The organism is Pseudomonas sp. NFIX10 (genome assembly GCF_900111955.1).
In the GTDB taxonomy this organism is placed as follows: Bacteria; Pseudomonadota; Gammaproteobacteria; order Pseudomonadales; family Pseudomonadaceae; genus Aquipseudomonas; species Aquipseudomonas fluorescens_AA.
Window position 1 is genome coordinate 26015 of record NZ_FOKH01000038.1, and the last position, 24595, is coordinate 50609.

The window sequence follows — 24595 nt, forward strand, 5'->3', positions numbered from 1 at the left end:
GAGCGAGCTTGCTCGCGATAGCGCCAGATCAGCCAGCATTGATGTGTCTGATGGACCGCAATCGCGAGCAAGCTCGCTCCCACAGTGTTCACCGCGACCATTGCTCCAGCTTTTGTTTTCGTCACACAGGAAATCGAATGTCATTCATCCAAGCCAACCTGATCCATCTGCTTGCCGCCGCCTGGTTCATCATCTGCTGGGCGGGCTACACCCGTTACGCCACCTGGAAGGCCCGCGATACGGCCTGCCTGGCCAGTGTCATGCACCTGTACCGAGAAGACTGGATGCGCCGCATGCTGCTGCGTGAGAACCGCATCGCCGATGCCAGCGTGATCGGCAACCTGGAGCGCAACGCCTCATTCTTCGCCTCCAGCACGCTGATCATCCTGGCTGGCATCCTGACGGTGCTCGGGGCGTCGGATCGGGCGGTGTCGTTGCTGGCGGACATCCCCATGGTGCAACAGTCTTCCCAGGGCATGGCGGAGGTCAAGTTGCTGTGCCTGGCACTGGTGTTCGTGTATGCGTTCTTTACCTTCAGTTGGTGCATGCGCCAGTACAACTTCGCGGCAGTCCTGATTGGCTCTGCGCCGATGATCGGTGAGCGGCATGTCTCGGAGCAGGAGCGCAAGGCCTTTGCCCTAAGGGCGGCGCGAGTCATTTCCATGGCGGCCAACCAATTCAACTTCGGCCTGCGTTCCTATTATTTCGGCATGACCATGTTGGCGTGGTTCGTCAGCCCCTGGTTATTCATGTTGATGAGTGCCGGCGTGGTGTTCGTGCTGTATCAGCGCGAGTTTCATTCCGATGTGCTGGACGTGATGGTCTATACCCCCACGCAAGCACCAGTGCCCGAGGTTGGCAAGGAAGCGGCCTGACAGGCGCCGCCAAATCACAGGCAAAAGAAAACCCGCACCAGGCGGGTTTTCTTTTACAGCTAAAACCGTATCAGTTGGTTTTAGGCGCGGTGGCAGGTGCTTGTTCCTGCTGGGCGGCGCTGTTCGATTCAGACTGAGCTTTGGCGGCTTCGGCGTTTTCTTTCGCCGCGTCGTTCACTTTATCCTGTGCTTTGTTCATGTCTTGCTGAGCTTGCTCAGCGTGTTGTGCGGCATCTTGAGCTTTGTCCTCGGATTTTTTATCGCAGGCAGCGAGACCGAGGGAGGCGGCCAACATCAAGGCAATAGCAAAAGTCTTACGCATGGGGTGTTTCTCCTTATGGAAATAACTACTGGCCTTTTGAGCGACCCCCCTCGGGTTAAGTTCCTCTTTTGCTACAGATATATAACTTTGCACGGTCGCGGAACTTTAGCGAACTCGCCTGTTGCCAGGCCTCTAAATAAACAAGGGCATTGATGGACATGGCTGAAGATCCCGTTTTTGAGCGTGCCACCCGCTTTTTATCGGCCCTGCGGCATTGCCAGGTGTTGGGCTTGAAGTTGCACAGCGCCAGTCGTGATGGGCTGACGCTCATCCTGCCGTTCAGCCCGCAAATCGTCGGCAATCCCCTGACGGGCATCATCCATGGTGGCGCGTTGACCTCATTGATGGATACGGCGTGCGGCATGTCGACCTTGTGTGTGCTTCCGCAATTCGAAGTCTGTCCCACCCTCGACCTGCGCATCGACTACATGCACGCCGCCGAGCCCCACAAGGACGTCTACGGCTTCGCTCAATGCTATCGGGTGACCCCGGACGTGATCTTCAGCCGGGGTTTCGCCTATCAGGACGACCCCGAGCAACCCATCGCCCATGTGGTGGGCACGTTCATGCGCCTGGGCCAGCATGCCAGGGGCATGGGGAAGGCCAGTCCGTTGACCGCCGTGGGCCAGCCATGACCGAGACCACCCAGGAACAACTGCGCCGGGCCTGTGAACAGGGCGACTACGCGCTGCTGCTCGCCGCGATCCCCTATGCCCAGCTCATCGGCGTCGAATGCACGCGCCAGGGCGAAGACTGGGTGTTTCGCCTGCCGGCCAACAAAGACAACATTGGTAACCCTTTACTGCCGGCTATCCACGGCGGAGTCATCGCCGGCTTCATGGAATTGGCGGCAGCCGTTCATCTGTTGATCGCCACCGCCACGCCGGGGGTGCCAAAGATCATCGACTTTTCCCTGGATTACCTGCGCACCGGGCAGTTTCGCGACACCTATGCCAAATGCCAGGTCTGGCGCCAGGGCCGGCGGGTCGCCAATGTCGCGATCACCGCCTGGCAGGATGTCGAGGCCGAACCCATCGCCACCGCCCGGGCGCATTTCAAGATCCAGGAGCCTTCAAAACCGGAACGCCCTTGAAATCATCAGCGTTGCCCCCACCTTGAGGACATCCCGCCGCCAATCTCAGCGAGGCGGACACCACCATCCACTTGGAGTTTGATGACCATGAGCGTGGAAACTCAAAAGGAAACCCTGGGCTTCCAGACCGAGGTGAAGCAACTGCTGCACCTGATGATTCACTCGCTGTATTCGAATAAGGAAATTTTCCTTCGCGAGCTGATTTCGAACGCCTCTGACGCTGTCGACAAATTACGTTTCGAAGCCCTTTCCAAGCCTGAACTGCTGGAAGGCGGCGCTGAGCTGAAAATCCGTGTGAGCTTCGACAAGGACGCGAAAACCGTCACCCTCGAAGACAACGGCATCGGCATGAGCCGCGAAGAGGTGATCACGCACCTGGGCACCATCGCCAAGTCTGGCACTGCCGACTTCATGAAGAACCTGTCCGGCGACCAGAAGAAAGATTCCCACCTGATCGGTCAATTCGGCGTCGGTTTCTATTCCGCGTTCATCGTGGCCGACCAGGTCGAAGTGTTCAGCCGCCGTGCCGGCCTCGCTGCGAGCGAAGGCGTGCATTGGTCGTCCAAGGGCGAGGGCGAGTTTGAAGTCGCCACCGTCGACAAGGCAGATCGCGGCACCCGCATCGTGCTGCACCTCAAGTCCGGTGAAGACGAGTTCGCCGATGGCTGGCGCCTGCGCAACATCATCAAGAAGTACTCCGACCATATCGCGCTGCCCATCGAGCTGCCGAAGGAAGTCACCGCTGCCGAAGGCGAAGAAAAGCCTGAAGTGGAATGGGAAACCGTCAACCGCGCCAGTGCCCTGTGGACCCGTCCGCGTACCGAAGTGAAAGACGAGGAATACCAGGAGTTCTACAAGCATATCGCCCATGACTACGAGAACCCGCTGAGCTGGAGCCATAACAAGGTCGAAGGCAAGCTGGAATACAACTCGCTGCTGTACGTGCCGGCCCGTGCGCCGTTCGACCTGTACCAGCGCGAAGCGCCACGTGGCCTGAAGCTGTACGTGCAGCGTGTGTTCGTGATGGACCAGGCCGAGTCGTTCCTGCCGCTGTACCTGCGCTTTATCAAGGGCGTGGTGGATTCCAACGATTTGTCGCTGAACGTTTCGCGGGAAATCCTGCAGAAAGATCCGATCATCGATTCCATGAAGTCGGCACTGACCAAGCGCGTGCTGGACATGCTGGAAAAACTGGCGAAGAACGAGCCCGAGCAGTACAAGAGCTTCTGGAAAAACTTCGGCCAGGTCATGAAAGAAGGCCCGGCCGAGGACTTCGCCAACAAAGAGAAAATCGCCGGCCTGCTGCGCTTTGCGTCGACCCAGGGTGACGATGGCGAGCAGATCGTTGGCCTGGCCGATTACCTGGCCCGCGCCAAGGAAGGCCAGGACAAGATCTACTACCTGACCGGTGAAACGTATGCACAGGTCAAGAACAGCCCGCACCTGGAAGTCTTCCGCAAGAAAGGCATCGAAGTGCTGCTGCTGACCGACCGGATCGACGAGTGGCTGATGAGCTACCTCAATGAGTTCGACGGCAAGAGCTTCGTCGACGTGGCCCGTGGCGACCTGGACCTCGGCAACCTGGATTCGGAAGAAGACAAGAAAGCCGCCGAAGAAGTCGCCAAGAGCAAGGAAGGCCTGGTCGAGCGGATCAAGACGGCCCTGGGCGATGCTGTCAGCGAAGTGCGTGTCTCGCACCGCCTGACCGATTCTCCGGCGATCCTGGCCATCGGTGAGCAGGACCTGGGCCTGCAGATGCGCCAGATCCTCGAAGCCAGCGGCCAGAAAGTCCCGGACTCCAAGCCGATCTTCGAATTCAATCCGGCCCACCCGCTGGTGGAAAAACTCGACAACGAGCAGAGCGAAGAACGTTTCGGCGATCTGTCGCACATCCTGTTCGACCAGGCGGCCCTGGCGGCCGGCGACAGCCTGAAGGATCCGGCGGCGTATGTGCGTCGCCTGAACAAGCTGTTGGTTGAACTGTCAGCTTAATCTGACGCAGGAAAGTCCCTTGTGGGAGCGAGCTTGCTCGCGATTTCGGTCCAACATTCAACAGATACGTTGACTGGTCTACCGTCATCGCGAGCAAGCTCGCTCCCACAAGGGCTTCTTGAATGTTTCATCAGGAGGAGTCTGTCATGAGTCAGGTTACGGTTCGTTCGCTGGTCTATCAGATCGATGGTCAAAGTTATGAAGGTCGCCTGGCCTTCGACGTCAACCAGCAGGGCCCGCGCCCGGGTTTGCTGATGGCGCCGAACTGGATGGGCGTAGGGGCAGGTGCCGAGGAGATCGCCAAGTCGGTGGCGGCCAACGGTTATGTGGTGTTGATCGCCGACTTGTACGGGCAGGCGGTGCGCCCGAGCAATGCCGATGAAGCGGGGGCGGCGATGATGCCCCTCAAGAACGACCGGGCCTTGTTGCGCAAGCGCATGCAGGCCGCGTTCGAACAACTGCAGAGCCAGGGTGATGCACAGGTTGACACCGCGAGACTGGCCACGTTCGGCTTCTGCTTCGGGGGTTGCTGCTCTTTGGAATTGGCTCGCAGTGGCGCCCCGCTGAAGGCGGCGATCTCCTTCCACGGCACCCTGGATACACCGAACCCGGCCGATGCGCAGAACATCAAGGGCGCGGTGTTGGTGATGCATGGCGCCTCCGACCCGCTGGTGCCGAAAGAGCAACTACCGGCTTTCGAAGATGAAATGAACGCGGCCGGGGTGGATTGGCAATTGTTGAGCTACGGCGGGGCGGTGCATTCGTTCACCGATCCGCAGGCCAATGTGCCGGGCAAGATGATGTACAACGCCAAGGTCGCCGGACGTGCGTTCCGGTCGATGCATAACTTGCTGGATGAAGTGTTCAAGGGCTGAAGTCGGGTTCTGGATTTGAATCCCTTGTTGTCTGACATAAAGCCATCGCGAGCAAGCTCGCTCCCACAATGATCCGCTGTGAACGCACATTTTGTGATCACTCAAATCCAATGTGGGAGCGAGCTTGCTCGCGATGGCGGCCTGACAAGCAACCCTGAAATCAGGGCAACTCGATCCGCTCGCTTTCCCCGGGCACGGTCGGCCAGTCTCCGGCTGCCCAGCGCCGTCGGGCTTCGTCGATCCGGGCCGGGTCGCTGGCGACGAAGTTCCAGTTCATCCGTCGCGGTCCATCCAGTGGCGCGCCACCGAACAGCACGGCATGGCAATCGCTGTCGGCAAACAGCGTCATCTCTTCCCCTGTTGGCAATATCACCAGGGAATGGGCTTCTACCGGCTCGCCATCCAGTAACGCCTCGCCGCTCAACACATACAGGGCCCGCTCTTCGTGCTCGGTGGGAATCAGCAACGTCGTCGCGGTCTGCAGGTGCAGTTCGGCATACAGCGTGGGCGAGAGCACCGGCACCGGCGATTCCAGGCAAAAGCCTGACCCGGCGATCATGCGGATGCTGACCCCCAGGTTCTCACTGACCGGCAGGCTCTGTGCCGGATGATGGCTGTAGTGTCCCGGGCCTTGTTCGTAGGCTTTGGGCGAGGCCAGCCAGACTTGCAACCCGTGCATGACGAAAGGGCTGCCCAGCAGTGACTCGGGGGTGCGTTCGACGTGGGCGATGGCGCTGCCGGCGGTCATCCAGCTGACATCCCCGGCGTCCACCACTTGGTCGGAACCCAGGCTGTCCTTGTGCTGGAGTTGGCCTTCGAACAGGTAGGTGAGGGTGGACAGGCCGATATGCGGGTGCTGGCGGATGTTCATGCCTTTGCCAGCCGGGTAGGTGGTTTGCAGCATGTGATCGAAAAACACGAAAGGTCCGACGTTGCGGCATTTGGCGGACGGCAGCGGGCGAAGAATCGGCTGGCCTTCGACGTCTTCGGCGCGGGGGCGAACGGTCAGGGGCGTGGTCATGTTGTCTTCCAGGTTGAACAACGGTTGCGCGAAGCATAACCCGTTGCCGGCGGACGGGGCAGATGCGCCTTGAACCGCAGCGCGACGGTGAGGGTCTATGTTGCTCATGGCTTCTGGAGACTGCCCGTGCCTTTGCCCCGTTTGATCTTTGCCTGGCTGCTGGTCGTTGCGAGTGGCGGCGCCGCGGCCCGCGAATATGCCTACAGCGATGCGCACCTGCATTATGTCGATTTCTTTCAGGAAACCGCCGGCATGCCCAAGCTGCTCCAGGCGATGGCGGACAATCGCATCGAGCATGTGATGATTTCCGGTGTTCCGGTGGCCAAGAAATGGCATGAAGACGAGCCCAAGCGCCCGCGGTATTACGCCGGTGACGATGCGGACGCCTATTGGTACAGCGCCACCGATGTGATCGTTGCGGCGGCAGTGAGCAAGCTGACCGAGGAACAACGCCAGCACTTCCATCCTTTCCTGTCGGGCTTCAATCCCAACGACAAGAACTCCGCCGCCCACATCCAGCGCATGCTCGATCTCTACCCGGGGTTGTGGCAAGGCATCGGCGAAGTCTTCACCCGCCATGACGACCTGACGGCGCTGACCTCGGGCGATACCCCACGGGCCAACAACGAAGCCATGACCCGGATCTATCACCTGGCGGCCGAGAATGACCTGCCGGTGATGCTGCATTCCAACATCACCTCCAAGCGTGAAAGAAATCCCCTGTACCTGGCGGAGATCGAGGAACCGTTGCGCAACCACCCGCATACGCGTTTCATCTGGGCCCATGCCGGCACCAGCATGGAAATCCATCGCCACCAGACCCAACTGGATTTTCTGTTGCCGACCCTGACCCGCATGCTCGAGGCCTATCCCAATCTGTACATCGACTTGTCCTGGAGCCTGCTCACGCCGTACTTGCTGGACGAGGCGGGCAAACCCCGGGATGAGTGGGTAAAGCTGGTGGAGCGCTTTCCCGAGCGCTTCATGGTGGGTTCGGATGTGGTCGGGCGTTTCAACAAGTTGGGCAAGACGTTGCACGGCTTCGATCCGTTCCTCGATGCCTTGCCGGAAGACGTCGCCAGGAAGGTGGCGCGGGATAATTTCCTGGCGGTGTTGCCGCGTTCCGTCGCCCGCTGAATTGGCTGTGTGGCGAGGGAGCTTGCTCCCGTTCGGTTGCGCAGCAACCGCAAGAACTGGGGGCCGCTGCGCAGCCCAGCGGGAGCAAGCTCCCTCGCCACGGGATGATCGCTGTGCATGTTTGTCATCAGCCTGTCACTGCGGCGTCATACCCTCGCGCTCATCTCAATCAAGGAGCGCACTATGCACCTCACCCGTTCAAGCGCACTGGTCGCGCTGTTGTTGACCTGCGGCCTGGCACAGGCCGAAGTCCGTGTCGAAGGCCCGGTGGAATACGGCGTCTTCGAAGGCCCGCAAGCCGAGCTGCAATCGGGAGAGAGGGTCCTGCGGCGCAGCAATGAGCAGATCCGCCAGACCGAAAGCGTGCCGGCGAAGCTGGGCACCAAGTTCGGCATGCGTTATCAGTTGGCGGGCAAGGTCGCAGACGACCAGCCGTTGACCCTGTTGTACTTCACTCCCGGCGTCCGCACCCCCGATGGCGTGCGCCACGACAAGTTCGAGGTCATTCAGAAACTGGTGCCCGGCGCGCCTCAGGACGTCATGGCCTATGAATTCACCGAAAGCCACGAAGTGGTGCCGGGGGAGTGGCGGTTCATGGTGTTCCAGGGCGATCGGTTGCTGACGCAGCAGCGGTTTGTGGTGCGCTGAATTCCATTCACCACAGACCCAATGGGGGAGCGAGCTTGCTCGCGATTGCGGTAGGCCAGTCAACTTATCTGTTGTATGACACACTGCAATCGCGAGCAAGCTTGCTCCCACAAGGGAACTGTGGCGGATTGGCAGGCAAAAAAACGCCCCGAACCAGTCGGGGCGTTTTTGTGTGTGGCGTAGCGGCGGGGCTTACTTGCCCTGCCAGCGCTTCATCACCAGGGTGGCGTTGGTGCCACCGAAGCCGAAGCTGTTGCTCATCACGGTATTGATGGTGGCGTTTTCGCGAGTCTTGGTCAGGATGGGCAGGTCGGCCACTTCCGGGTCCAGTTCGTCGATGTTGGCGGAACCGGCCATGAAGTTGCCTTCCATCATCAGCATGCAGTAGATCGCTTCGTGAACGCCGGCGGCGCCCAGGGAGTGACCCGACAGGCTCTTGGTGGAGCTGATGGCCGGAGCCTTGTCGCCGAACACTTCGCGTACGCCTTTCATTTCCATCACGTCGCCCACTGGGGTCGAGGTGCCGTGGGTGTTCAGGTAGTCGATCGGTGCATCGACGGTGGCCATGGCCATCTGCATGCAGCGCACGGCACCTTCACCGCTTGGCGCGACCATGTCGTAGCCGTCGGAAGTCGCGCCGTAGCCGACGATTTCCGCGTAGATCTTCGCGCCACGGGCCAAGGCGTGTTCCAGCTCCTCGACCACGACCATGCCACCACCGCCGGCGATGACGAAGCCGTCACGGTCGGCATCGTAGGCGCGGGAAGCTTTTTCCGGCGTGTCGTTGCGCTTGCTGGACAAGGCGCCCATGGCGTCGAACAGGAACGACTGGCTCCAATGTTCTTCTTCACCGCCGCCGGCGAACACGATGTCCTGCTTGCCCAACTGGATCTGCTCGACCGCGTTCCCGATGCAGTGAGCACTGGTGGCGCAGGCGGAGGAGATCGAGTAGTTGATGCCCTTGATCTTGAAGGGGGTAGCCAGGCAGGCCGAAACGGTGCTGCCCATGGTCCGCGTGACGCGGTAGGGGCCAACGCGCTTGACGCCTTTTTCGCGCAGGATGTCCAGCGCTTCCATCTGGTTCAGGGTCGAGGCGCCGCCGGAACCGGCGATCAGGCCGGTACGCACGTTGGACACTTGCTCTTCGGTCAGGCCGGAGTCAGCGATGGCGTCTTTCATGGCCAGGTAGGCGTAGGCCGCCGCATGGCCGACGAAACGGTAGATCTTGCGATCGATCAGTTCTTCGAGATTGAGGTCAATGGAGCCGGAAACCTGGCTACGCAGACCCATTTCGGCGTATTCCGGGTTGAACCGGATGCCAGGGCGACTTGCACGCAGGTTAGCGGAGACGGTCTCTTTGTCATTGCCCAGGCACGAAACGATGCCCAGACCAGTGATAACGACGCGGCGCATGCGGATAACCCTTAGAAGTTGTCAGTGGAGGTGAAAACGCCGACCCGGAGGCCTTCGGCGGTATAGATCTCGCGACCGTCCACGGCAACCGAACCATCGGCAATGGCCATGTTCAGCTTGCCCTTGAGGACGCGTTTGATATGAATGTTATAGGTGATTTTCTTGGCGGTCGGCAGGACCTGACCAAAGAACTTCACTTCGCCCGAACCCAGGGCGCGACCGCGGCCCGGAAGGCCTTGCCAGCCGAGGAAGAAACCGACCAGTTGCCACATGGCGTCCAGGCCCAGGCAGCCCGGCATCACCGGGTCACCTTCGAAGTGGCAGGCGAAGAACCACAGGTCCGGAGTGATATCCAGTTCGGCGACCAATTCACCTTTGCCATACTTGCCACCCTCTTCGCTGATATGGGTGATGCGATCCACCATCAGCATGTTCGGGGCGGGCAGTTGCGCGTTACCTGGGCCGAACAGCTCACCGCGACTGCAGCGCAGCAGGTCTTCCCGGGTAAAGGCGTTTTGTTTGGTCATGCGAGCTCCTCAATAGTCCCATGCGGCAGGGTGGGGCAAATCTTCCCGGCCGATCGAAGCGTTCATGCCTCGAATCGACAGCCTACTCATAGACTATTGCGTTGTAGTGAAAGTCACAGCACACGGGAAATGAATGTACACCTGTGCACTGAAATTTTTATTCAAGCCCCGATCGAGGCTTGTTCGGGTGCCTAAGACTGCCGCACTTTCGCCTTTCACGCCAGTCACAGATGGTCTGGTGAGCGGTTCTAATTCACCCAGCGCTGCAGAATCTGCTGCAGGTCGTTCCTTTTGAACGGCTTGGCCAGGTAATCGTTCATGCCCGCCGCGAGGCAGGCTTCGCGATCGCCCTGCAAGGCGTTGGCCGTCAGGGCGATGATCGGCACCTCACCGCAGCCCGGCAACTGACGGATCTGCCGGGTGGCTTCGTAGCCATCGATGATGGGCAAGCGGCAATCCATGAGGATCGCTTCGAAGATCAGGCTTTCGGCGCTGCGTACGGCCTGGGCGCCATCGGTGGCGACGCTGACGGTGAAACCCAGGCTGCGCAGCATGGCTTCGATCACCGTCTGGTTGACCGGATTGTCTTCCACCAGCAACACGTTGCGGCCTTCGCCATCGCCGCTACCGGTGGGCAGGCGCGGTGCCAGGGTCGGTGGCGCCTGGCGCGACAGGGCCAGCGGGATCTCGAGGGTGAACACCGAGCCCTGGCCTTCTTCGCTCTGGGCCCGCAGCGTCCCGCCCATGCGTTCGGCCAGAGTGCGGGCGATCGGCAGGCCCAGGCCAGTGCCGCCGTAGCGCCGGGAAATCGAACTGTCGGCCTGCTGGAAGGCGTCGAACATGCGCTCCAGGCTCTCGGCGGGGATACCAATGCCGCTGTCGCGCACCGTGCAGGTGAACCACAGCAGTTCGTGGTCCAGGGCCTGCCACTGGCATTGCACGGTGACGCGGCCTTGCTCGGTGAATTTCAGCGCGTTGCCGATCAGGTTCACCAGGATCTGCCGTATCCGCGTCGGATCGCCCTGCACCTGCAAGGCCTGCATGTCGTCCGGGACCAGCAGGTCCAGGCCCAGCTTGCGCTGCGCGGCGCTGTGCTGGAACGACTGCGCGCAACTGCCCACCAGTTCGGCCAGGTTGAACGGGATATGTTCCAGTTCCAGGGCCGAGCGTTCGATGCGCGAGAAGTCGAGGATGTCGTTGATCACCTTCAGCAGGTGCTCGGTGGATTCCGACGCCAGCGCCGTGTACTCGTGCTGTTCGTCGGTCATGCGAGTGGTTTCCAGCAGTTGCAGCATGCCCAGTACGCCGTTCATGGGCGTGCGCAGTTCATGGCTCATCATCGCGAGGAACTCGGACTTGGCGCTGTTGGCTTTTTCCGCTTCCTCGCGGGTCTTGATCAACTGCGCCATGGCCTGGTGCTGTTCGCGGCTGGCTTGTTCCAAGCCGTTGGCCAGATTGTTGATGTGCCGCGACAAGGCCCCCAGTTCGGCATCATCGACGACGGGCAGGGGGGTGCTGTAGTCGCCTTGCTGGATGGCCTTGACCGCGTTGCCGATGTCGCGGATCGGCCGGGACAGGTTGGTCGCCAGCCGGCGCGCCACCAGGAAGGTGAACAGCAGGGCGAACAGTGCCAGGATCGCGGCCTTGAGCAGGATTTCCTGCTGCCGTTGGCTGAAGGCGTCACTGGACATGCCGACGATCACGCGGCCCAGGTAATCTTCGCCAGGTGCCTCGATGGCGGTGCTGTTGCCTTGCAGGAAATCATTGTTCAGGGCAATGCGCTGCAGGCGCACCGGGGCCTGGAAGACTTCGATCTGTTGGGCACGGCTGTGGACCTGCTCGGGTTGTTCGACGTACACCAGGACCTTGTCGGTGCTGTCCTGGACCTCCAGGAAGCGCACGTGCGGGGTCGCCAGGGTCGCGGTGAGCAGGCTTTCCAGCACCTCGTTGTTGCCGGAAATCACCCCGTACTCCGTGGCGGGGGCCAGTTGGTTGGCGATCAGTTGCCCGGTGTGATTGAGCTCCTGGCGCAAGTCCTGGATTCGCACGAAGGTAAAGAAGCTGATCAGCAGCACGGTCAGCAGCAACGCCGGACCGAGGGCGATGAGCTGGGTGCGGGTATTGATGTCCCAACGACGACGCAAGGTCATGGGCGGTGTTCTCCTTCGGCCAACGTTGCCGCGACGGATTCGGCGTCAATCGGTTCGATCCCCAGCGAGCGGGAGACCTGCCGGTTGCCCAGGACTTTGAAGCGGTCCGGATACAGCGTGCGCGGCCAGGTCGTGGCGGGGCGGTCGAGCAGCTCGTCGAGAATCGCCAGCCAGTCTTGCTGGTCGCTGTAGGTGCTGGCCAGGCTGCCGGCCTTGACGAATGCCGCGCTGGGCCCGATCAGCGCACGTTGCCGGGCATAGCTGCTGAGCAACAGGTTCTTCACGGTCTTGGGGTTGTACAAGTCGGGGTCATCGATGCCCAGCAGCACGTCGCTCTGGCCCAGCAGGTTTTGCAGGGGACGGCTGTCGCTGGTGTCGTCCCAGCGTTCGCTGACGATCACCAGGCCCAGCGGTGCCGCGGCCAGGCGGATGTCCTTGAGCAGGAATTCACTGTGGGCGTCGTACAGCACGCCGACCTGTCGCACTTGCGGCAGGATGGTGCGGATCAGCCGCAATTGCCGGGCCATCGGTGGATCGCTCCACAGCAGGCTCAGATGCGCGGGCGTGGCCTCGCCCAGGCGATCGCGGGCTTGCTGGCGGCTGATGCGCAGGACCAGGGTGGCCGGGCCCCGGGCGTCTTGCAGGCGCCATTCCAGGCTGGGCAGGTCAAGCAGAACCAGGCGGACATTATCCGGCAACTTATCCGGCGTCGGCAGGTTGGCCAGCGGCGCAAACCGCACGCTGTCTTCGGGGCGCAGGGCTTTGAGGGCCTGGGTGAAAGACTGCACGCCGGGGCTGTCCTCGGCGCCGGTCAACAGGATTTCGGCGGCCCGGGCTTGGAGGGTTGTCAGCCACCCGGCAAACACCAGGCACAGGGCCAGCGTCAGGCGGCCATGAAATGGCATCTTGCGGGGGAGGTGCCGGGGCATCTAGAACGACAACTCCGCGCTGAAGTACACGACATGGCGGGCGTCGTAGCGGTTGTCGACGAAGGTCATGGGCTGGTTGTCCAGGCGCTGCTGCAGGACGCCCGCCAGTTCCAGGCTGGCCTTGCCCAGGGGAATGCGCCGGGCGATGCGGGTGTCCACCCGTTCGAAGCGATAGCCGTTGAGATCGTCGGCGGCGTAATAGAACAGCGCGCTGTTCCAGCCTTGGCCCCAGTCCCTCAGCCAGCCGGCCGAGCCGCTGTTGCGGGCGGTCAGTTGTTCGTCGAGGGGGTTGCTGGCCTGGGCGTCGACATAGGCATAGGTCAGGCGCAGGCGGTCGGCGCTGGTCATGCGCCAGTCGAACTGGGTCTCGACCCCGGAGAACTGTGATTCGTTGGAGTTGCTGGCAATGTACTGATTGTTGCGCAGCGGCTCGCTGATCATGCCGGTGATTTCGTCATGGAACAGTTTCACATCGACCGCCAGGCCCAGGTCCACGAAGTAGCCGTTGTAGCCCAGTTCCCGGGAGCGCATGTGTTCCTGTTCCAGGTTGCCCGGGCCGCGGGTCTGGACAAAGTAACGAGCACTGTTCTGGCCGAAGGCGGCGGGTTGCAGGTTGGTGACCTGATAGCTCCAGTTGACGTTGTTCTCGAACATGTCCGGCGAGCGCACGGCTTCGGAGTACACCGCCCGCAGGCCATGGCGTGGAGTGATCAGGTAATTGACGGCAATCCGCGGAGTCAGCGAGCTGCCGGTCAGGCGGGTGTCTTCGAACATCGCGCCGCCCTGCAACAGCCAATGCTCGGTGGCCCGCCATTCGAGCTGGCCGAACAGGCGCCAGGTGGTGTCGTCCAGGGTACCGTTGAAGTACGTCTCCGAGTCGGCCCGGTCGTAGCGATAGTTGGCCCCGGTGACCAGTCGCAGGCTGTCGGACAGGCTCAGGGTGTCCTGGATCTCCAGGTCGTAGCGCGATTCCCGGGCGCTCTGGTCGATATCGCCGCACAGGGTTTGCGAGGCGCCATTGCGCCACTGGTCGAGTACCTGATTGGCCAACGCCTGTTCCTGTGGCGTGCCGGTTGGCGCGCCGGTGCTGGTGTAGTTGGAGATATTGCGCGCCAGCTTCTCGGCATAGTTGGGATTGAGCTGCCACAGGTCGGTCAGTTGCGGGCTGAAGGACACCTCGGCGTCACAGGCGCGCCAGGTCTGCTGGCGATCCCAGTGTTGGATCGAGCCCTGTACATAAAGGCTGTGATCGGGGTCCAGGTCCAGGTTCCAACGCACTGAGCCGGCGTAGTCCTTGGCGATGACGTCGGAGTTATCCCCAGCGGCGGTAATCCCGGCAAACACGGGATGGTAGGTATAAGGCCGCTGGTTGGTCCCATCCTTGGCGTTCAATTGCCAGTCGATGCTCTGCCGTTCGTCCAGGGCCTGGCTGACGGACAGGTTGAAGCGGTTCAGGCGGCGGCTGTCGCGGTAGTCGGCGCCGTTGCGGTCGCTGTCAAAGCCATCGTCTTCCTGGCCGGACAGCGACAGCCGCAGGTCGCCGCCTTCCCAGCCGCTGCCCTGGCTGGCGTACCAGTCACTGATGCCACGCTGGCCCCGGGTGATTTTCAACCGGGTGCCGTGGCTGTCGGCCGGGGCGCGGGTGATGATGTTGACCACCGCCATCAGCGCGTTGGCGCCATAACTGACGGTGTTGGGGCCGCGGAAGACTTCGATCCGCTCGATGTCTTCCATGGCCACCGGAATATCGCTCCAGTCCACCGTGGCCAGGCCAGCGCGGTACACCGAGCGGCCGTCGATCAGCACTTGCATGCGCCGGGCTTCGCTGGCATTGGTGCCATGGTAGTTCACGGCCGCCTGGTTGCCTGTGATGTTGCCGACCATCATGCCTGGCACCAGGCGCAGCAGTTCGCTGATGTCCCGGGCGCCGCTGGCCTTGATCAACTCGCTGTCGAGCACGGTCATGCTGCCCGGCACCGCCGCTGGCGATTGCTTCAGGCGCGTGGCCGTCAACACCTGGGGCATGGGCTGGCTGTCCACGAACAAGTCGTCGGCCAGCACTGGCGGGCTGATGATCAGTGCCAATAGCAGGGACGAACCTGAGCGGGAAGGGCCAACGGACACGGCACAGCCTATGGGAATGGGTGGATGACGGGCATGTTAACTGAGCTGAACGACTTTTCCATTCACGTTGACAGCATTTTCCTAGGAATTAATGGTCAGCTTCCTACAGCTGGCGGTAATTGTTGCCGGGGCTGGTCGCCATCCGGCCGCTCCGTATAATGCCCCGCATTGCCACTTGGTATGGATGAACGGATTGCATATGACTGAACAGCGCCCGATTGCGGTCCTGGGGGGTGGGAGTTTCGGTACCGCCGTGGCTAACCTGCTGGCCGAGAACGGTCACCTGGTGCGCCAGTGGATGCGTGACCGGGAACAGGCCGAGGCCATCCGGGTCAACCGCGAGAACCCGCGTTACCTCAAGGGCATCAAGATCCGTCCGGAAGTGGTTCCGGTGACTGACTTGCAGGCCACCCTGGAGGGCAGCGACCTGTTCTTCGTCGCCTTGCCGTCCAGTGCCTTGCGCTCGGTGCTGGCGGCCCATGCCGAGCGCTTGAGCGGCAAGTTGTTGGTGAGCCTGACCAAGGGCATCGAAGCCCAGACCTTCAAGCTGATGAGCGAGATTCTCGAAGAAATCGCCCCCAAGGCGCGGATCGGTGTGATTTCCGGGCCGAATCTGGCGCGGGAAATCGCCGAGCACGCCTTGACCGCCACCGTGGTCGCCAGCGAGGACGAAGCGCTGTGCCAACGGGTCCAGGCCGCACTCCATGGCCGCACCTTTCGGGTCTACGCCAGCGCCGACCGTTTCGGGGTGGAGCTGGGCGGGGCGCTGAAAAACGTCTATGCCATCATCGCCGGCATGGCGGTGGCGCTGGGCATGGGGGAGAACACCAAGAGCATGCTGATCACTCGCGCGCTGGCGGAAATGACCCGCTTCGCCGTCAGCCAGGGGGCCAATCCGATGACCTTCCTGGGATTGGCCGGGGTGGGCGACCTGATCGTCACCTGTTCCTCGCCCAAGAGCCGCAACTACCAAGTCGGTTTTGCCCTCGGCCAAGGCTTGAGCCTTGACGAGGCCGTGTCGCGCCTGGGTGAAGTGGCCGAAGGGGTCAACACCCTCAAGGTGCTCAAGGCCAAGTCCCAGGAGGCGGGGGTGTATATGCCGCTGGTCGCCGGGCTGCACGCGATTCTGTTCGAAGGGCGCACGCTTGAGCAGGTGATCGAGCTGTTGATGCGTGGCGAACCGAAGACCGACGTCGATTTCATTTCCACCAGCGGTTTCAACTGAACCGCTATTGACCGCAAGCAGGAGCGAGCCATGAACGATCCGCAAGGGCAACCCCAATACGAATCCATCCTGCTGCGTGTGCTGTGGATGGTGGTTTATCTGCTGGTCTGGCAGGTGGCGCAATTCATCCTCGGCGCCGTGGTGTTGGTGCAATTGATTTATCGGCTGATCTACGGCGCGCCCAGCGTCAGCCTGATGAATTTCGGCGACAGCCTGAGCCAGTTCCTGGCGCAGATCGGCCGCTTCGGCACCTTCCACAGCGACCAGAAGCCTTGGCCGTTCGCCGACTGGCCGACCCCGCGCACGCCGGAAGGCGAAGCGCCACACACCGTGGCACCGGCACCACATCCCGTCCGGGACGAGGAGCCGAAGCTATGAAACTGTGGGTATTGCGTCACGGTGAGGCAGAGCCCCATGGTGTCCGTCCCGATCCGGAACGGGTCTTGACGGTGCACGGCCGCGAGGAGGTGTTGCTCAGCGCCGGCCGGTTGATGGGCGAGCCGTTGCGGGCCATCTTCGCCAGCCCTTATGTGCGGGCCCAGCAGACCGCGCAACTGGTGCGCGAAGCTCTGGGGTTCGAACCTGAACTGATCACCGTCGATTGGCTCACGCCGGAGACCCGACCGACGGAGGTGCTAAGGCATCTGGAGGACCAGGACGATGTGCTGCTGGTCAGCCATAACCCATTGGTGGGCAGCCTGCTGGGGTTGTTGCAGCACGGCCATCTGCAACAACCCGAGCAAGTGCAAACCGCCGGCCTGGCCGAGCTGGAAGGCGATATGCCGCTGGCCGGGGCGATGGTGCTCAAGGGCATCAGGCACCCCTGAATAGAGCGGTTGCAGGATTGGGCAAGACAACAATCACACAGGAAGGGCAACGATGAGTCTGTGGCGCACCACCCCCGACATCGAGAAACTGAACGCCGCCGGTAAAAACACCATCAGCGAAGTGCTGGACATTCGGTTCGAGTCCTTCGACGATGAATCCCTGACCGCCAGCATGGTGGTCGATCAGCGCACCCATCAGCCGTTCGGCCTGCTGCATGGCGGTGCTTCGGTGGTGCTGGCCGAAACGGTCGGCTCCATGGCTGCCTATCTCTGCGTGGACACCAGCAAGTTCTATTGCGTGGGCCTGGAGATCAACGCCAACCACCTGCGCGGCGTGCGCAGTGGACGGGTGACCGCCACGGCCCGGGTGGTCCACCTGGGGCGCACCACCCAGGTCTGGGACATCCGCCTCGTCAACGACGAGGGCAAGGTCAACTGCGTGTCGCGCCTGACCATGGCGGTGGTGCCGTTGGGTGAGCAGCCGCCGGCGCGTTGACGCTCTAGCTGGTTGCAATCCTGTGGTTAGGGGATCCCCTGTGGGAGCAAGGCTTGCCCGCGATAGCGGCGATGTGGTCTTTCAAAAAGCGAGTCGCCTGTGTCGCGGGCAAGCCTTGCTCCCACACAATTCCCTCGCCACATCGGGCAGTATTTACAGTTCCATAACCCCCATAGCCCAAGCCCGACTGTCATCATTCCTGTCAGTTACGGTCATTGCCGCGCCGTCGGGTTCTGCGGACAATCTGCCGCAGTTCCCCCAATGGATCGGCTGTCATGTCGCAACAGATTTTTTTCGCCCACGCCAATGGTTTTCCCTCGGCCACTTACGGCAAGCTGTTCGCCGCATTGGCGCCGCAGTACCAGGTCGCGCATCTGGAACTGCACGGCCATGACCCGCGTTTTCCGGTGGACGATAACTGGCACAACCTGGTGGACGAACTGATCCATCACCTGGAGCAGCAACCGACGCCGGTGTGGGGCGTTGGCCACTCCCTGGGCGGTGTGCTGCACCTGCACGCGGCGTTGCGCTGCCCGCAGTTGTATCGCGGCGTGGTCATGCTCGATTCGCCAGTGCTGACCCGTACCGACCAGTGGGTGATCCTGGCCGCCAAGCGCCTGGGGTTCATCGATCGCCTGACCCCGGCAGGCCGGACGCTGGGCCGGCGTGAGGAGTTCGCTGACCTGGAATCCGCCCGGCAGTATTTTGCCGGCAAGACACTGTTTCGCGGCTTTGACCCGGATTGCTTCGACGCCTACCTGCAACACGGCCTGCAACAAGTCGGCGACCGGTTGCGCCTGCGCTTCGACCCGGCCACGGAAATCAGCATCTACCGCGGCGTGCCGCATACCAGCCCAGGACGGCCCCGTAAGCTCAAGGTGCCGCTGGCGGTGGTGCGCGGCCGGCAGAGTCGCGTGGTGATGCGGCATCACACCCGTTCGGTGGGGCGTATGCGCCATGGCGAATCCCTGAGCATGCCCGGCGGCCATATGTTTCCCCTCGAACGCCCGCAAGACACGGCCAACCTGCTCAAGAACCTGTTCCAGCGTTGGGAAGGGCGCAGCGCATGAGTGGGGTCGAGGAGGTCCGCCTGAGCCTGCCTCACATCGAGCTGGCGGCTCACTTGTTCGGCCCGGAAGACGGGCTGCCGGTGATTGCCCTGCACGGTTGGCTGGACAACGCCAACAGCTTCGCCCGCCTGGCGCCCAGGCTCGCGGGGCTGCGGGTGATCGCCCTGGACATGGCCGGTCACGGTCATTCCGGGCATCGACCGCCGGGCGCCAGCTATGCCTTGTGGGACTACGTCCATGATGTGCTGCAAGTGGCCGAACAACTGGGCTTGAGGCGCTTCGCCTTGCTGGGGCATTCCATGGGCGCCATTGTCTCGCTGGTGCTGGCCGGTTCCCTGCCGGAACGGGTGACGCACCTGGGGTTGATCGACGGGGTGATTCCTCCTACAGCCAAAGGCGATAACGCGGCCGAACGCATGGGCATGGCCCTGCAAGCCCAGTTGGATTTGCAGCAAAAACGCAAGCCGGTCTACAAAACCCTCGACCGAGCCATCGAAGCGCGTATGAAGGGGCTGGTAGCGGTCAGCCGCGAGGCCGCCGAGTTACTGGCCCAGCGCGGCCTGATGCCGGTGCCCGGGGGCTATACCTGGCGCACCGACAACCGCCTGACCCTGCCATCGCCCCTGCGCCTGACCGAGGAGCAGGCCATGGCGTTCGTTGCGCGGGTCGCTTGTCCGGCGCATCTGGTGGTGGCGGCCGACGGCATGCTTGCCCAGCACCCGGAGCTGTTGGAGCGTCTACCCTTCAGTCATGAGCAGTTGCCGGGCGGCCATCATCTGCACCTTAACGATGAGGTCGGTGCCGGGCTTGTAGCAGACTGTTTCAATCGGTTCTTCACTGTTCCTTGACTTGCGCCGGGCAACTGTCGAGGCTGGGCGGGTTGAAAGGGAGACAACCATGACAGACCTCTGTTTGCCAGCCTCGCGGTGCATCGGCGACGCCCGTCGCGTCCACGTGTCCCAGGCCAAGCCGATCCGATGAAATTATCCGTTCACTTACTCGTCCTGCTGGTGCTGGCCTGCTTCAGTTCGGCGTCGTTCGCCGTCGATGTGCCGGGCAGCCGCGACCTGGAGCGCGTGCCGCGCATGCCCGATGCACAGATCGTCGATTATCGGCAAACCAGCGACCTGGAACGTGTCTACCCCATGGGCTCGATCCGCAAGATCAGCGGCCAGTTGCGCTTTGACGGCCAAGTCGATGCCCGTGGGAATGTCACGTCGGTCACCTATGAGCTGCCGCCGGAACATACCGCGACCCAGGCCTTTACCGCAGCGCGCGAAGCCTTGCAGAAACAGGGCGCCGAGCTGTTGTTCTGGTGCCAGGCCCGCGATTGCGGCGAAAGCAGCCTGTGGGCCAACGACGTCTTCGGCAATGCCAAGCTCTATGGCGCCGACAACGGCCAGGCCTTCCTGCTGCTGCGCCTGGCGCCGCCCGCGGACAACACGCTGATTGCGCTGTATGCCATCACCCGCGGCAATCGCAAGGCCTACCTGCATGTCGAGCAGTTCGAGGCGAATGCTGCGTTGGGGGACTTGCTGCCGACATCGGCCGCCCTGTTGCGCCAGCTCAAGGACACCGGGGGCCTGGACTTGCCGCGTCTTGCCGGCGAGCCGGACGACACCTGGTTGCGCCTGTTGTCCCGGGCGTTGAACCTGGACACGGGCCTGCGGGTCAGTATCGCCGGTCCCCGGGCCGAGGACTGGCTCGAGGCGCTGGCGGGCCAGGGCGTCCGGGCGGCGCGCATGGAGGCCGCCAGCGGCGAGGCGGCGGGATTGCACCTGGAGTTGCTGCGCTAAGCTGTCTCGGGGCAGTGGTTTCACAGCCGTGCCCCGGTCCTGTTCATTTTTCGAGACCCTACATGCTCAATAACGATCGGCTGTTGGTGCAGATCCTGCTTCTGGTGTTGTTCGGCGCGAGCCTCTGGGTCATGGCGCCGTTCTGGTCGGCGCTGTTCTGGGGCGCGGTGCTGGCGTTCGCCAGCTGGCCGTTGATGCGCCTGCTGACCCGCTGGGTCAAGGGTCGCGAATCCCTGGCGGCGGCGTTACTGACGGTGGGCTGGATGCTGTTGGTGGCGGTGCCGCTGGTGTGGTTGGGTTTCAACCTGGCCGACCATGTGCGCGATGCCACCGCGTTCGTCCGGGATGTCCAAGTCGATGGCTTGCCCGAAGCCCCTGACTGGCTTGCCGCTATCCCCTTGGTGGGCGGGCGGCTGGTGGGCATCTGGAACAGCATCGATCAGCAGGGCGCGGCCATGATGGTGTCCATCAAGCCGTACCTGGGGCAGGTCGGCAACTGGCTGTTGGCGCGCAGTGCGCAGATTGGCGGCGGCATACTCGAACTGACCCTGAGTATTGTGTTCGTGTTCTTTTTCTATCGCGACGGCCCGCGCCTGGCGGCGTTCGTCCATGGCTTGCTGGAGCGTCTGATCGGCGACCGTGCCGGTTACTACATCGAACTGGTGGCCGGCACAGTGCAGCGGGTGGTCAACGGCGTGATCGGCACCGCGGCGGCCCAGGCCGTGCTGGCGCTGATCGGCTTCCTGATCGCCGGGGTGCCGGGGGCGCTGGTACTGGGGATCGCCACGTTCCTGCTGAGCCTGATCCCCATGGGGCCACCCCTGGTCTGGATCCCGGCCACGGCATGGCTGGTGTGGAAGGGGGAATACGGGATGGCGGTGTTCCTCGGCATCTGGGGCACCTTCATCATCAGTGGCGTGGACAACGTGCTCAAACCCTACCTGATCAGCCGTGGCGGAAACCTGCCCCTGGTCATCGTGTTGCTGGGGGTGTTCGGCGGGTTGATCGCCTTCGGTTTCATCGGCCTGTTCATCGGCCCGACCCTGTTGGCGGTGGCGTACAGCCTGTTGACGGACTGGAGCAAGAGCCAGGCGCGATAGCTTGAATACCAAGCACCTGTGGCGGGGGGATTGCCGTGGCGAGGGGATTCATCCCCTCGCCACAAGTGAGTTTCAATCCAGGCTTGCCGGTGAATCAGGTCGCCACGTTCAGGTGTTTCCCCACCGTCGCGACGTTATCCAGCGAGTATTGCCGGCTGAGGTTGGCGATCATTCTGTTCAACGCTTCGCTGCCATTGGCCTGCCCGCTGGTGCTGTCGCTACGGCGGCCGGCCTGCAAGGCGTCGTTGAACTCGTCGCTGTCGACCCCGCCGCTGTTGTCGCTGTCGAGGGCTTCCATCAGCATCGCGTTGGTGTCGGTGCTTGTGGACGTACCGTTGCTGGCCTGCAAGGCGCTGCTCAGTTCGCTGGCGGTGACAGTGGCGTCACCATCGGCGTCGAGCTGGCTGAACAGTTCTTCACTGGACGCCTGTTGCGGTGGGGGAGGTGGTGGCGCGAGGCTGGCGGCCAGTTCATCAAGGCTGACGGTGCCGTCCTCGTTCTTGTCCAGGGCCGAGAACACTTGCTGGCTGTCGGCACTGCTGCCGGCGCTGGCCAGGCCGCTGCTCAACTCGTCGCTGCTGACCACGCCATCACCGTCAGCGTCCAGGGCGCTGAGCAGTGCGTCGGCCAGTTCGGTATTCGGCGCCTGGTCCCGTGGCGGTGGAGGTGGCGGCGCCATCGCGGCCATTTCCTCGCTGCTCAGGTCTCCGCTGCCATCACTGTCCAGGTCGCCAAAATTGTCGCTCAGGCTGACCAGGATGCCGTCGTCGCTTTTTTGCGACAGGGCGCTGCTCAACTCTTCCTGATTGACCGAGCCGTCGCCGTCACTGTCGAGCTTGCTGAGCAGTTCCTTTTGAAACTGCTGGCTGCGGGCACTGCTGGTTGCGGTACTGCTGGTGCTGGTATAGGTCGAGTAACTGCTGACGCTACCGATCATGGGCGCTCTCCTTGGGCTGGAATAGCCGGTGGGTGCACCGGCTTATGCAGCCTCGGTGGGGCAGTTGTCGTGGGTGTGTGGAGTTTGTACCGACGGGTGTACAAAACCTCCAGATCAACGCTGCCCCCTGTAGGCGATAAGAGGGCTCAGAGACGAGGCAGGCTGATCACCGCCGTCAACCCACCCCCCGGCGTTTCTTTCAGGCTCAACTGCCCGCCCAGGCGTTCGGTGGCTTCCCGGGCGATGGTCATGCCCAGGCCGACACCGCCAGAGTTGCGATTGCGCGAGCCTTCCAGGCGGAAAAAGGGCTCGAACACCGCCTCGCGTTTGTCCGCCGCAATACCGGGGCCGTGGTCGATGACCCGGATCAATACCTGATGCTGCTGGTCTTGCAGGGCAATCAAGGCATGGCCGGCGTAGCGCAGGGCGTTGTCGATGAGGTTGTTGAGGCACGAGCGCAGTGCCATGGGTTGCACCTGCAATGGGGCGCAGGCGCCGCTGACCTGTACATCGGCGCCCTGGTCCTGGGCGTTTTCGCTCAATGATTCCACCAGGGCCTGCACGTCCATCCATTGCAGCGCTTCGCTGGTGCGTTGTTCGTGCAAGTACGTCAGGGTGGCATCGAGCATGCCGATCATGTCGTCCAGGTCCTGGCGCATCTGGCCTTGCAGCTTGATGTCATCGATTTGCTCCAGGCGCAACTTGAGCCGCGAGAGCGGCGTGCGCAGATCATGGGACACTGCGCCGAGCATGCGCGAACGCTGCTGCACCTGCTCGCGGATCCGTTGCTGCATCAGGTTGAACGTATGGGCTGCCTGCCGTGCCTCACGGGGGCCGTTTTCATCCAGCGGAGGGCTGTCGAGGTTTTCGCTCAGGCGCTCGGCGGCGTCGCTCAGGCGTTGGATCGGTCGGGTCAGGAGCTTGGCGCCGTACCAGGCCGCGATGATCAGGAACACGAATTGAAAGGTCAGTGGTACCACCGGGCCGCCGAACCAGGGACGCGGACGGCGGTTGGGGGGCGGGCCGAAGCGCGGGGGGCCTTTGTCTTGTTGGCTCATTCCTGGCGGTGGCCCGGGGGGCGGCTGGTCGTAATGGAAAAACCAGGCAAAGGCCAACAGATGCGCCAGGACAATCGCCAGTAGCAGCACGCCGAACAGGCGGCCAAACAGAGAGTCCAGGCGCAGTCGCATCAACCGATGTCCCGGGCGTCGAACAAGTAGCCCTCACCGCGGACGGTCTTGATCAGTTGGGGGGCCTTGGGATCGTCGCCCAGCTTCTGGCGCAGGCGCGATACCAGCAAGTCGATACTGCGGTCGAACGCTTCGATGGAGCGGCCGCGTGCCGCGTCCAGCAGTTGTTCGCGGCTGAGCACCCGGCGCGGTCGTTCGATGAAGACCCACAACAGGCGAAACTCGGCATTGGACAGGGGCACCACCAGTCCGTCGACCGAGATCAGTTGGCGCAGCACGCTGTTGAGCCGCCAGTTGTCAAAACGGATATTGGCCCGTTGCTCGGTACGGTCGTCACGTATCCGGCGCAGGATTGTCTGGATGCGCGCCACCAGTTCCCTGGGTTCGAACGGCTTGGCCATGTAGTCATCGGCGCCCAGTTCCAGGCCGATGATGCGGTCGGTGGGCTCGCAGCGGGCGGTGAGCATCAGGATCGGGATGTCCGATTCGGCGCGCAACCAGCGACACAACTGCAAGCCGTCTTCACCCGGCAGCATCAGGTCGAGCACGACCACGTCGAAGTGCTCGGCCTGCATCGCCTGGCGCATGGCCGCGCCATCGGTCACGCCGCTGGCCCGTATGCTGAAACGGGCCAGGTAATCAATCAGCAGCTCGCGGATCGGCACGTCGTCGTCGACGATCAGCGCGCGGGTACTCCAGCGCTTGTCATCGTCGGACACTTTTTGATCGTCAGAATTTGCAACAGGGGTGTTCTGCATGGATGCATCATCTGCCAGGTAGGCTGCCAACCGCAAAGAAGGCGGCGAGGTTGAGGCTTCAGCATAGGCGTCGTGCCGCGAGGCGTGAAG

At 62.5% G+C, this 24595-nt stretch carries 25 protein-coding genes; 15 read left to right on the forward strand and 10 right to left on the reverse strand.

Going from position 1 to position 24595, the window contains the following annotated elements:
• Positions 1 to 137: 137 nt before the first annotated feature.
• Complete coding sequence (locus BM321_RS25960; protein ID WP_092328354.1) at positions 138 to 875, forward strand: DUF599 domain-containing protein; 738 nt, start codon at positions 138 to 140, stop codon at positions 873 to 875.
• 70 nt (positions 876 to 945) lie between these two features.
• On the opposite strand, the gene BM321_RS25965 is transcribed toward BM321_RS25960, so the two are convergent.
• A complete protein-coding gene (locus tag BM321_RS25965) occupies positions 946 to 1197 on the reverse strand; it encodes a hypothetical protein (RefSeq protein WP_060741163.1) in 252 nt (83 codons plus the stop codon).
• Positions 1198 to 1355: 158 nt separating this feature from the next.
• Between BM321_RS25965 and BM321_RS25970 the strand changes: the two genes are divergently transcribed.
• The 4 genes from BM321_RS25970 (at position 1356) to BM321_RS25985 (ending at position 5157) form a co-directional block, all read left to right on the forward strand.
• Positions 1356 to 1832, forward strand: a complete 477-nt coding sequence (locus BM321_RS25970) for a PaaI family thioesterase (RefSeq protein ID WP_092445724.1) — start codon at positions 1356 to 1358, stop codon at positions 1830 to 1832.
• Positions 1829 to 2290, forward strand: a complete 462-nt coding sequence (locus tag BM321_RS25975) for a PaaI family thioesterase (RefSeq protein ID WP_092445669.1) — start codon at positions 1829 to 1831, stop codon at positions 2288 to 2290. The genes BM321_RS25970 and BM321_RS25975 overlap by 4 nt, the downstream gene beginning before the upstream one ends.
• Positions 2291 to 2377: 87 nt before the next feature.
• Entirely contained in the window at positions 2378 to 4282 is a 1905-nt protein-coding gene (gene htpG / locus BM321_RS25980; protein ID WP_060743152.1) for a molecular chaperone HtpG, read from the forward strand.
• 146 nt (positions 4283 to 4428) lie between these two features.
• A complete protein-coding gene (locus BM321_RS25985; protein ID WP_092328351.1) occupies positions 4429 to 5157 on the forward strand; it encodes a dienelactone hydrolase family protein in 729 nt (242 codons plus the stop codon).
• A gap of 160 nt (positions 5158 to 5317) precedes the next feature.
• Here BM321_RS25985 and BM321_RS25990 read toward each other — a convergent pair whose 3' ends face one another.
• Positions 5318 to 6178 carry a pirin family protein gene (locus tag BM321_RS25990; RefSeq protein WP_092445671.1) on the reverse strand — a complete coding sequence of 287 codons (861 nt, stop codon included), beginning with the start codon at positions 6176 to 6178 and terminating at the stop codon, positions 5318 to 5320.
• 126 nt (positions 6179 to 6304) lie between these two features.
• Here BM321_RS25990 and BM321_RS25995 point away from each other — a divergent pair, with 126 nt between their 5' ends.
• Positions 6305 to 7315: an amidohydrolase family protein gene (locus BM321_RS25995; protein WP_092445673.1), complete on the forward strand. Its 1011-nt coding sequence runs from the start codon at positions 6305 to 6307 to the stop codon at positions 7313 to 7315.
• A gap of 183 nt (positions 7316 to 7498) precedes the next feature.
• Positions 7499 to 7963: a DUF3859 domain-containing protein gene (locus BM321_RS26000; protein ID WP_092445676.1), complete on the forward strand. Its 465-nt coding sequence runs from the start codon at positions 7499 to 7501 to the stop codon at positions 7961 to 7963.
• 192 nt (positions 7964 to 8155) lie between these two features.
• Here BM321_RS26000 and fabB read toward each other — a convergent pair whose 3' ends face one another.
• From fabB to BM321_RS26025, 5 genes are all read right to left on the reverse strand, one after another.
• Positions 8156 to 9376, reverse strand: coding sequence for a beta-ketoacyl-ACP synthase I (gene fabB, locus BM321_RS26005; RefSeq protein ID WP_092445678.1), 1221 nt, complete (start codon positions 9374 to 9376; stop codon positions 8156 to 8158).
• An 11-nt stretch (positions 9377 to 9387) separates the two neighbouring features.
• Positions 9388 to 9903 (reverse strand): 3-hydroxyacyl-[acyl-carrier-protein] dehydratase FabA, encoded by a 516-nt coding sequence (fabA, locus tag BM321_RS26010; protein WP_003204400.1) that lies wholly within the window; start codon positions 9901 to 9903, stop codon positions 9388 to 9390.
• A 248-nt stretch (positions 9904 to 10151) separates the two neighbouring features.
• On the reverse strand, positions 10152 to 12053 hold the full coding sequence (locus BM321_RS26015; RefSeq protein WP_092445681.1) for an ATP-binding protein: 1902 nt from the start codon (positions 12051 to 12053) through the stop codon (positions 10152 to 10154).
• Complete coding sequence (locus tag BM321_RS26020) at positions 12050 to 12982, reverse strand: ABC transporter substrate-binding protein (protein ID WP_092445684.1); 933 nt, start codon at positions 12980 to 12982, stop codon at positions 12050 to 12052. The genes BM321_RS26015 and BM321_RS26020 overlap by 4 nt, the downstream gene beginning before the upstream one ends.
• Complete coding sequence (locus BM321_RS26025; RefSeq protein WP_092445685.1) at positions 12983 to 15106, reverse strand: TonB-dependent receptor plug domain-containing protein; 2124 nt, start codon at positions 15104 to 15106, stop codon at positions 12983 to 12985.
• A 199-nt stretch (positions 15107 to 15305) separates the two neighbouring features.
• Between BM321_RS26025 and BM321_RS26030 the strand changes: the two genes are divergently transcribed.
• From BM321_RS26030 to BM321_RS26065, 8 genes are all read left to right on the forward strand, one after another.
• Entirely contained in the window at positions 15306 to 16331 is a 1026-nt protein-coding gene (locus BM321_RS26030) for an NAD(P)H-dependent glycerol-3-phosphate dehydrogenase (RefSeq protein ID WP_092445687.1), read from the forward strand.
• Between the two features lie 30 nt (positions 16332 to 16361).
• Positions 16362 to 16709, forward strand: coding sequence for a DUF4389 domain-containing protein (locus tag BM321_RS26035; protein WP_092445689.1), 348 nt, complete (start codon positions 16362 to 16364; stop codon positions 16707 to 16709).
• Positions 16706 to 17158, forward strand: a complete 453-nt coding sequence (gene sixA / locus BM321_RS26040) for a phosphohistidine phosphatase SixA (protein WP_092445691.1) — start codon at positions 16706 to 16708, stop codon at positions 17156 to 17158. The genes BM321_RS26035 and sixA overlap by 4 nt, the downstream gene beginning before the upstream one ends.
• Positions 17159 to 17210: 52 nt before the next feature.
• Complete coding sequence (locus BM321_RS26045) at positions 17211 to 17654, forward strand: hotdog fold thioesterase (RefSeq protein WP_092445693.1); 444 nt, start codon at positions 17211 to 17213, stop codon at positions 17652 to 17654.
• A gap of 275 nt (positions 17655 to 17929) precedes the next feature.
• On the forward strand, positions 17930 to 18724 hold the full coding sequence (locus BM321_RS26050; RefSeq protein ID WP_092445694.1) for an alpha/beta fold hydrolase: 795 nt from the start codon (positions 17930 to 17932) through the stop codon (positions 18722 to 18724).
• A complete protein-coding gene (locus BM321_RS26055; protein ID WP_092445696.1) occupies positions 18721 to 19572 on the forward strand; it encodes an alpha/beta hydrolase in 852 nt (283 codons plus the stop codon). Before BM321_RS26050 ends, BM321_RS26055 begins: the two co-directional genes overlap by 4 nt.
• A gap of 129 nt (positions 19573 to 19701) precedes the next feature.
• A complete protein-coding gene (locus tag BM321_RS26060; protein WP_092445699.1) occupies positions 19702 to 20520 on the forward strand; it encodes a DUF4892 domain-containing protein in 819 nt (272 codons plus the stop codon).
• Between the two features lie 62 nt (positions 20521 to 20582).
• Positions 20583 to 21620 carry an AI-2E family transporter gene (locus BM321_RS26065; protein WP_092445701.1) on the forward strand — a complete coding sequence of 346 codons (1038 nt, stop codon included), beginning with the start codon at positions 20583 to 20585 and terminating at the stop codon, positions 21618 to 21620.
• A 94-nt stretch (positions 21621 to 21714) separates the two neighbouring features.
• Here BM321_RS26065 and xopAW read toward each other — a convergent pair whose 3' ends face one another.
• The 3 genes from xopAW to BM321_RS26080 form a co-directional block, all read right to left on the reverse strand.
• A complete protein-coding gene (gene xopAW / locus BM321_RS26070) occupies positions 21715 to 22557 on the reverse strand; it encodes a XopAW family type III secretion system calcium-binding effector (protein ID WP_092445703.1) in 843 nt (280 codons plus the stop codon).
• Positions 22558 to 22703: 146 nt separating this feature from the next.
• Positions 22704 to 23747 (reverse strand): sensor histidine kinase, encoded by a 1044-nt coding sequence (locus BM321_RS26075; RefSeq protein WP_092445705.1) that lies wholly within the window; start codon positions 23745 to 23747, stop codon positions 22704 to 22706.
• Positions 23747 to 24505, reverse strand: coding sequence for a response regulator (locus BM321_RS26080; RefSeq protein WP_092445707.1), 759 nt, complete (start codon positions 24503 to 24505; stop codon positions 23747 to 23749). The genes BM321_RS26075 and BM321_RS26080 overlap by 1 nt, the downstream gene beginning before the upstream one ends.
• Between the last annotated feature and the right edge of the window lie 90 nt (positions 24506 to 24595).

Coding starts and splice junctions, on each gene's coding strand:
- BM321_RS25960 (WP_092328354.1), top strand. CDS start 138: ATGTCATTCATCCAAGCCAACCTGATCCATCTGCTTGCCGCCGCCTGG.
- BM321_RS25965 (WP_060741163.1), bottom strand. CDS start 1,197: ATGCGTAAGACTTTTGCTATTGCCTTGATGTTGGCCGCCTCCCTCGGT.
- BM321_RS25970 (WP_092445724.1), top strand. CDS start 1,356: ATGGCTGAAGATCCCGTTTTTGAGCGTGCCACCCGCTTTTTATCGGCC.
- BM321_RS25975 (WP_092445669.1), top strand. CDS start 1,829: ATGACCGAGACCACCCAGGAACAACTGCGCCGGGCCTGTGAACAGGGC.
- htpG (WP_060743152.1), top strand. CDS start 2,378: ATGAGCGTGGAAACTCAAAAGGAAACCCTGGGCTTCCAGACCGAGGTG.
- BM321_RS25985 (WP_092328351.1), top strand. CDS start 4,429: ATGAGTCAGGTTACGGTTCGTTCGCTGGTCTATCAGATCGATGGTCAA.
- BM321_RS25990 (WP_092445671.1), bottom strand. CDS start 6,178: ATGACCACGCCCCTGACCGTTCGCCCCCGCGCCGAAGACGTCGAAGGC.
- BM321_RS26000 (WP_092445676.1), top strand. CDS start 7,499: ATGCACCTCACCCGTTCAAGCGCACTGGTCGCGCTGTTGTTGACCTGC.
- fabB (WP_092445678.1), bottom strand. CDS start 9,376: ATGCGCCGCGTCGTTATCACTGGTCTGGGCATCGTTTCGTGCCTGGGC.
- fabA (WP_003204400.1), bottom strand. CDS start 9,903: ATGACCAAACAAAACGCCTTTACCCGGGAAGACCTGCTGCGCTGCAGT.
- BM321_RS26015 (WP_092445681.1), bottom strand. CDS start 12,053: ATGACCTTGCGTCGTCGTTGGGACATCAATACCCGCACCCAGCTCATC.
- BM321_RS26020 (WP_092445684.1), bottom strand. CDS start 12,982: ATGCCCCGGCACCTCCCCCGCAAGATGCCATTTCATGGCCGCCTGACG.
- BM321_RS26030 (WP_092445687.1), top strand. CDS start 15,306: ATGACTGAACAGCGCCCGATTGCGGTCCTGGGGGGTGGGAGTTTCGGT.
- BM321_RS26035 (WP_092445689.1), top strand. CDS start 16,362: ATGAACGATCCGCAAGGGCAACCCCAATACGAATCCATCCTGCTGCGT.
- sixA (WP_092445691.1), top strand. CDS start 16,706: ATGAAACTGTGGGTATTGCGTCACGGTGAGGCAGAGCCCCATGGTGTC.
- BM321_RS26045 (WP_092445693.1), top strand. CDS start 17,211: ATGAGTCTGTGGCGCACCACCCCCGACATCGAGAAACTGAACGCCGCC.
- BM321_RS26050 (WP_092445694.1), top strand. CDS start 17,930: ATGTCGCAACAGATTTTTTTCGCCCACGCCAATGGTTTTCCCTCGGCC.
- BM321_RS26055 (WP_092445696.1), top strand. CDS start 18,721: ATGAGTGGGGTCGAGGAGGTCCGCCTGAGCCTGCCTCACATCGAGCTG.
- BM321_RS26060 (WP_092445699.1), top strand. CDS start 19,702: ATGAAATTATCCGTTCACTTACTCGTCCTGCTGGTGCTGGCCTGCTTC.
- BM321_RS26065 (WP_092445701.1), top strand. CDS start 20,583: ATGCTCAATAACGATCGGCTGTTGGTGCAGATCCTGCTTCTGGTGTTG.
- xopAW (WP_092445703.1), bottom strand. CDS start 22,557: ATGATCGGTAGCGTCAGCAGTTACTCGACCTATACCAGCACCAGCAGT.
- BM321_RS26075 (WP_092445705.1), bottom strand. CDS start 23,747: ATGCGACTGCGCCTGGACTCTCTGTTTGGCCGCCTGTTCGGCGTGCTG.
- BM321_RS26080 (WP_092445707.1), bottom strand. CDS start 24,505: ATGCAGAACACCCCTGTTGCAAATTCTGACGATCAAAAAGTGTCCGAC.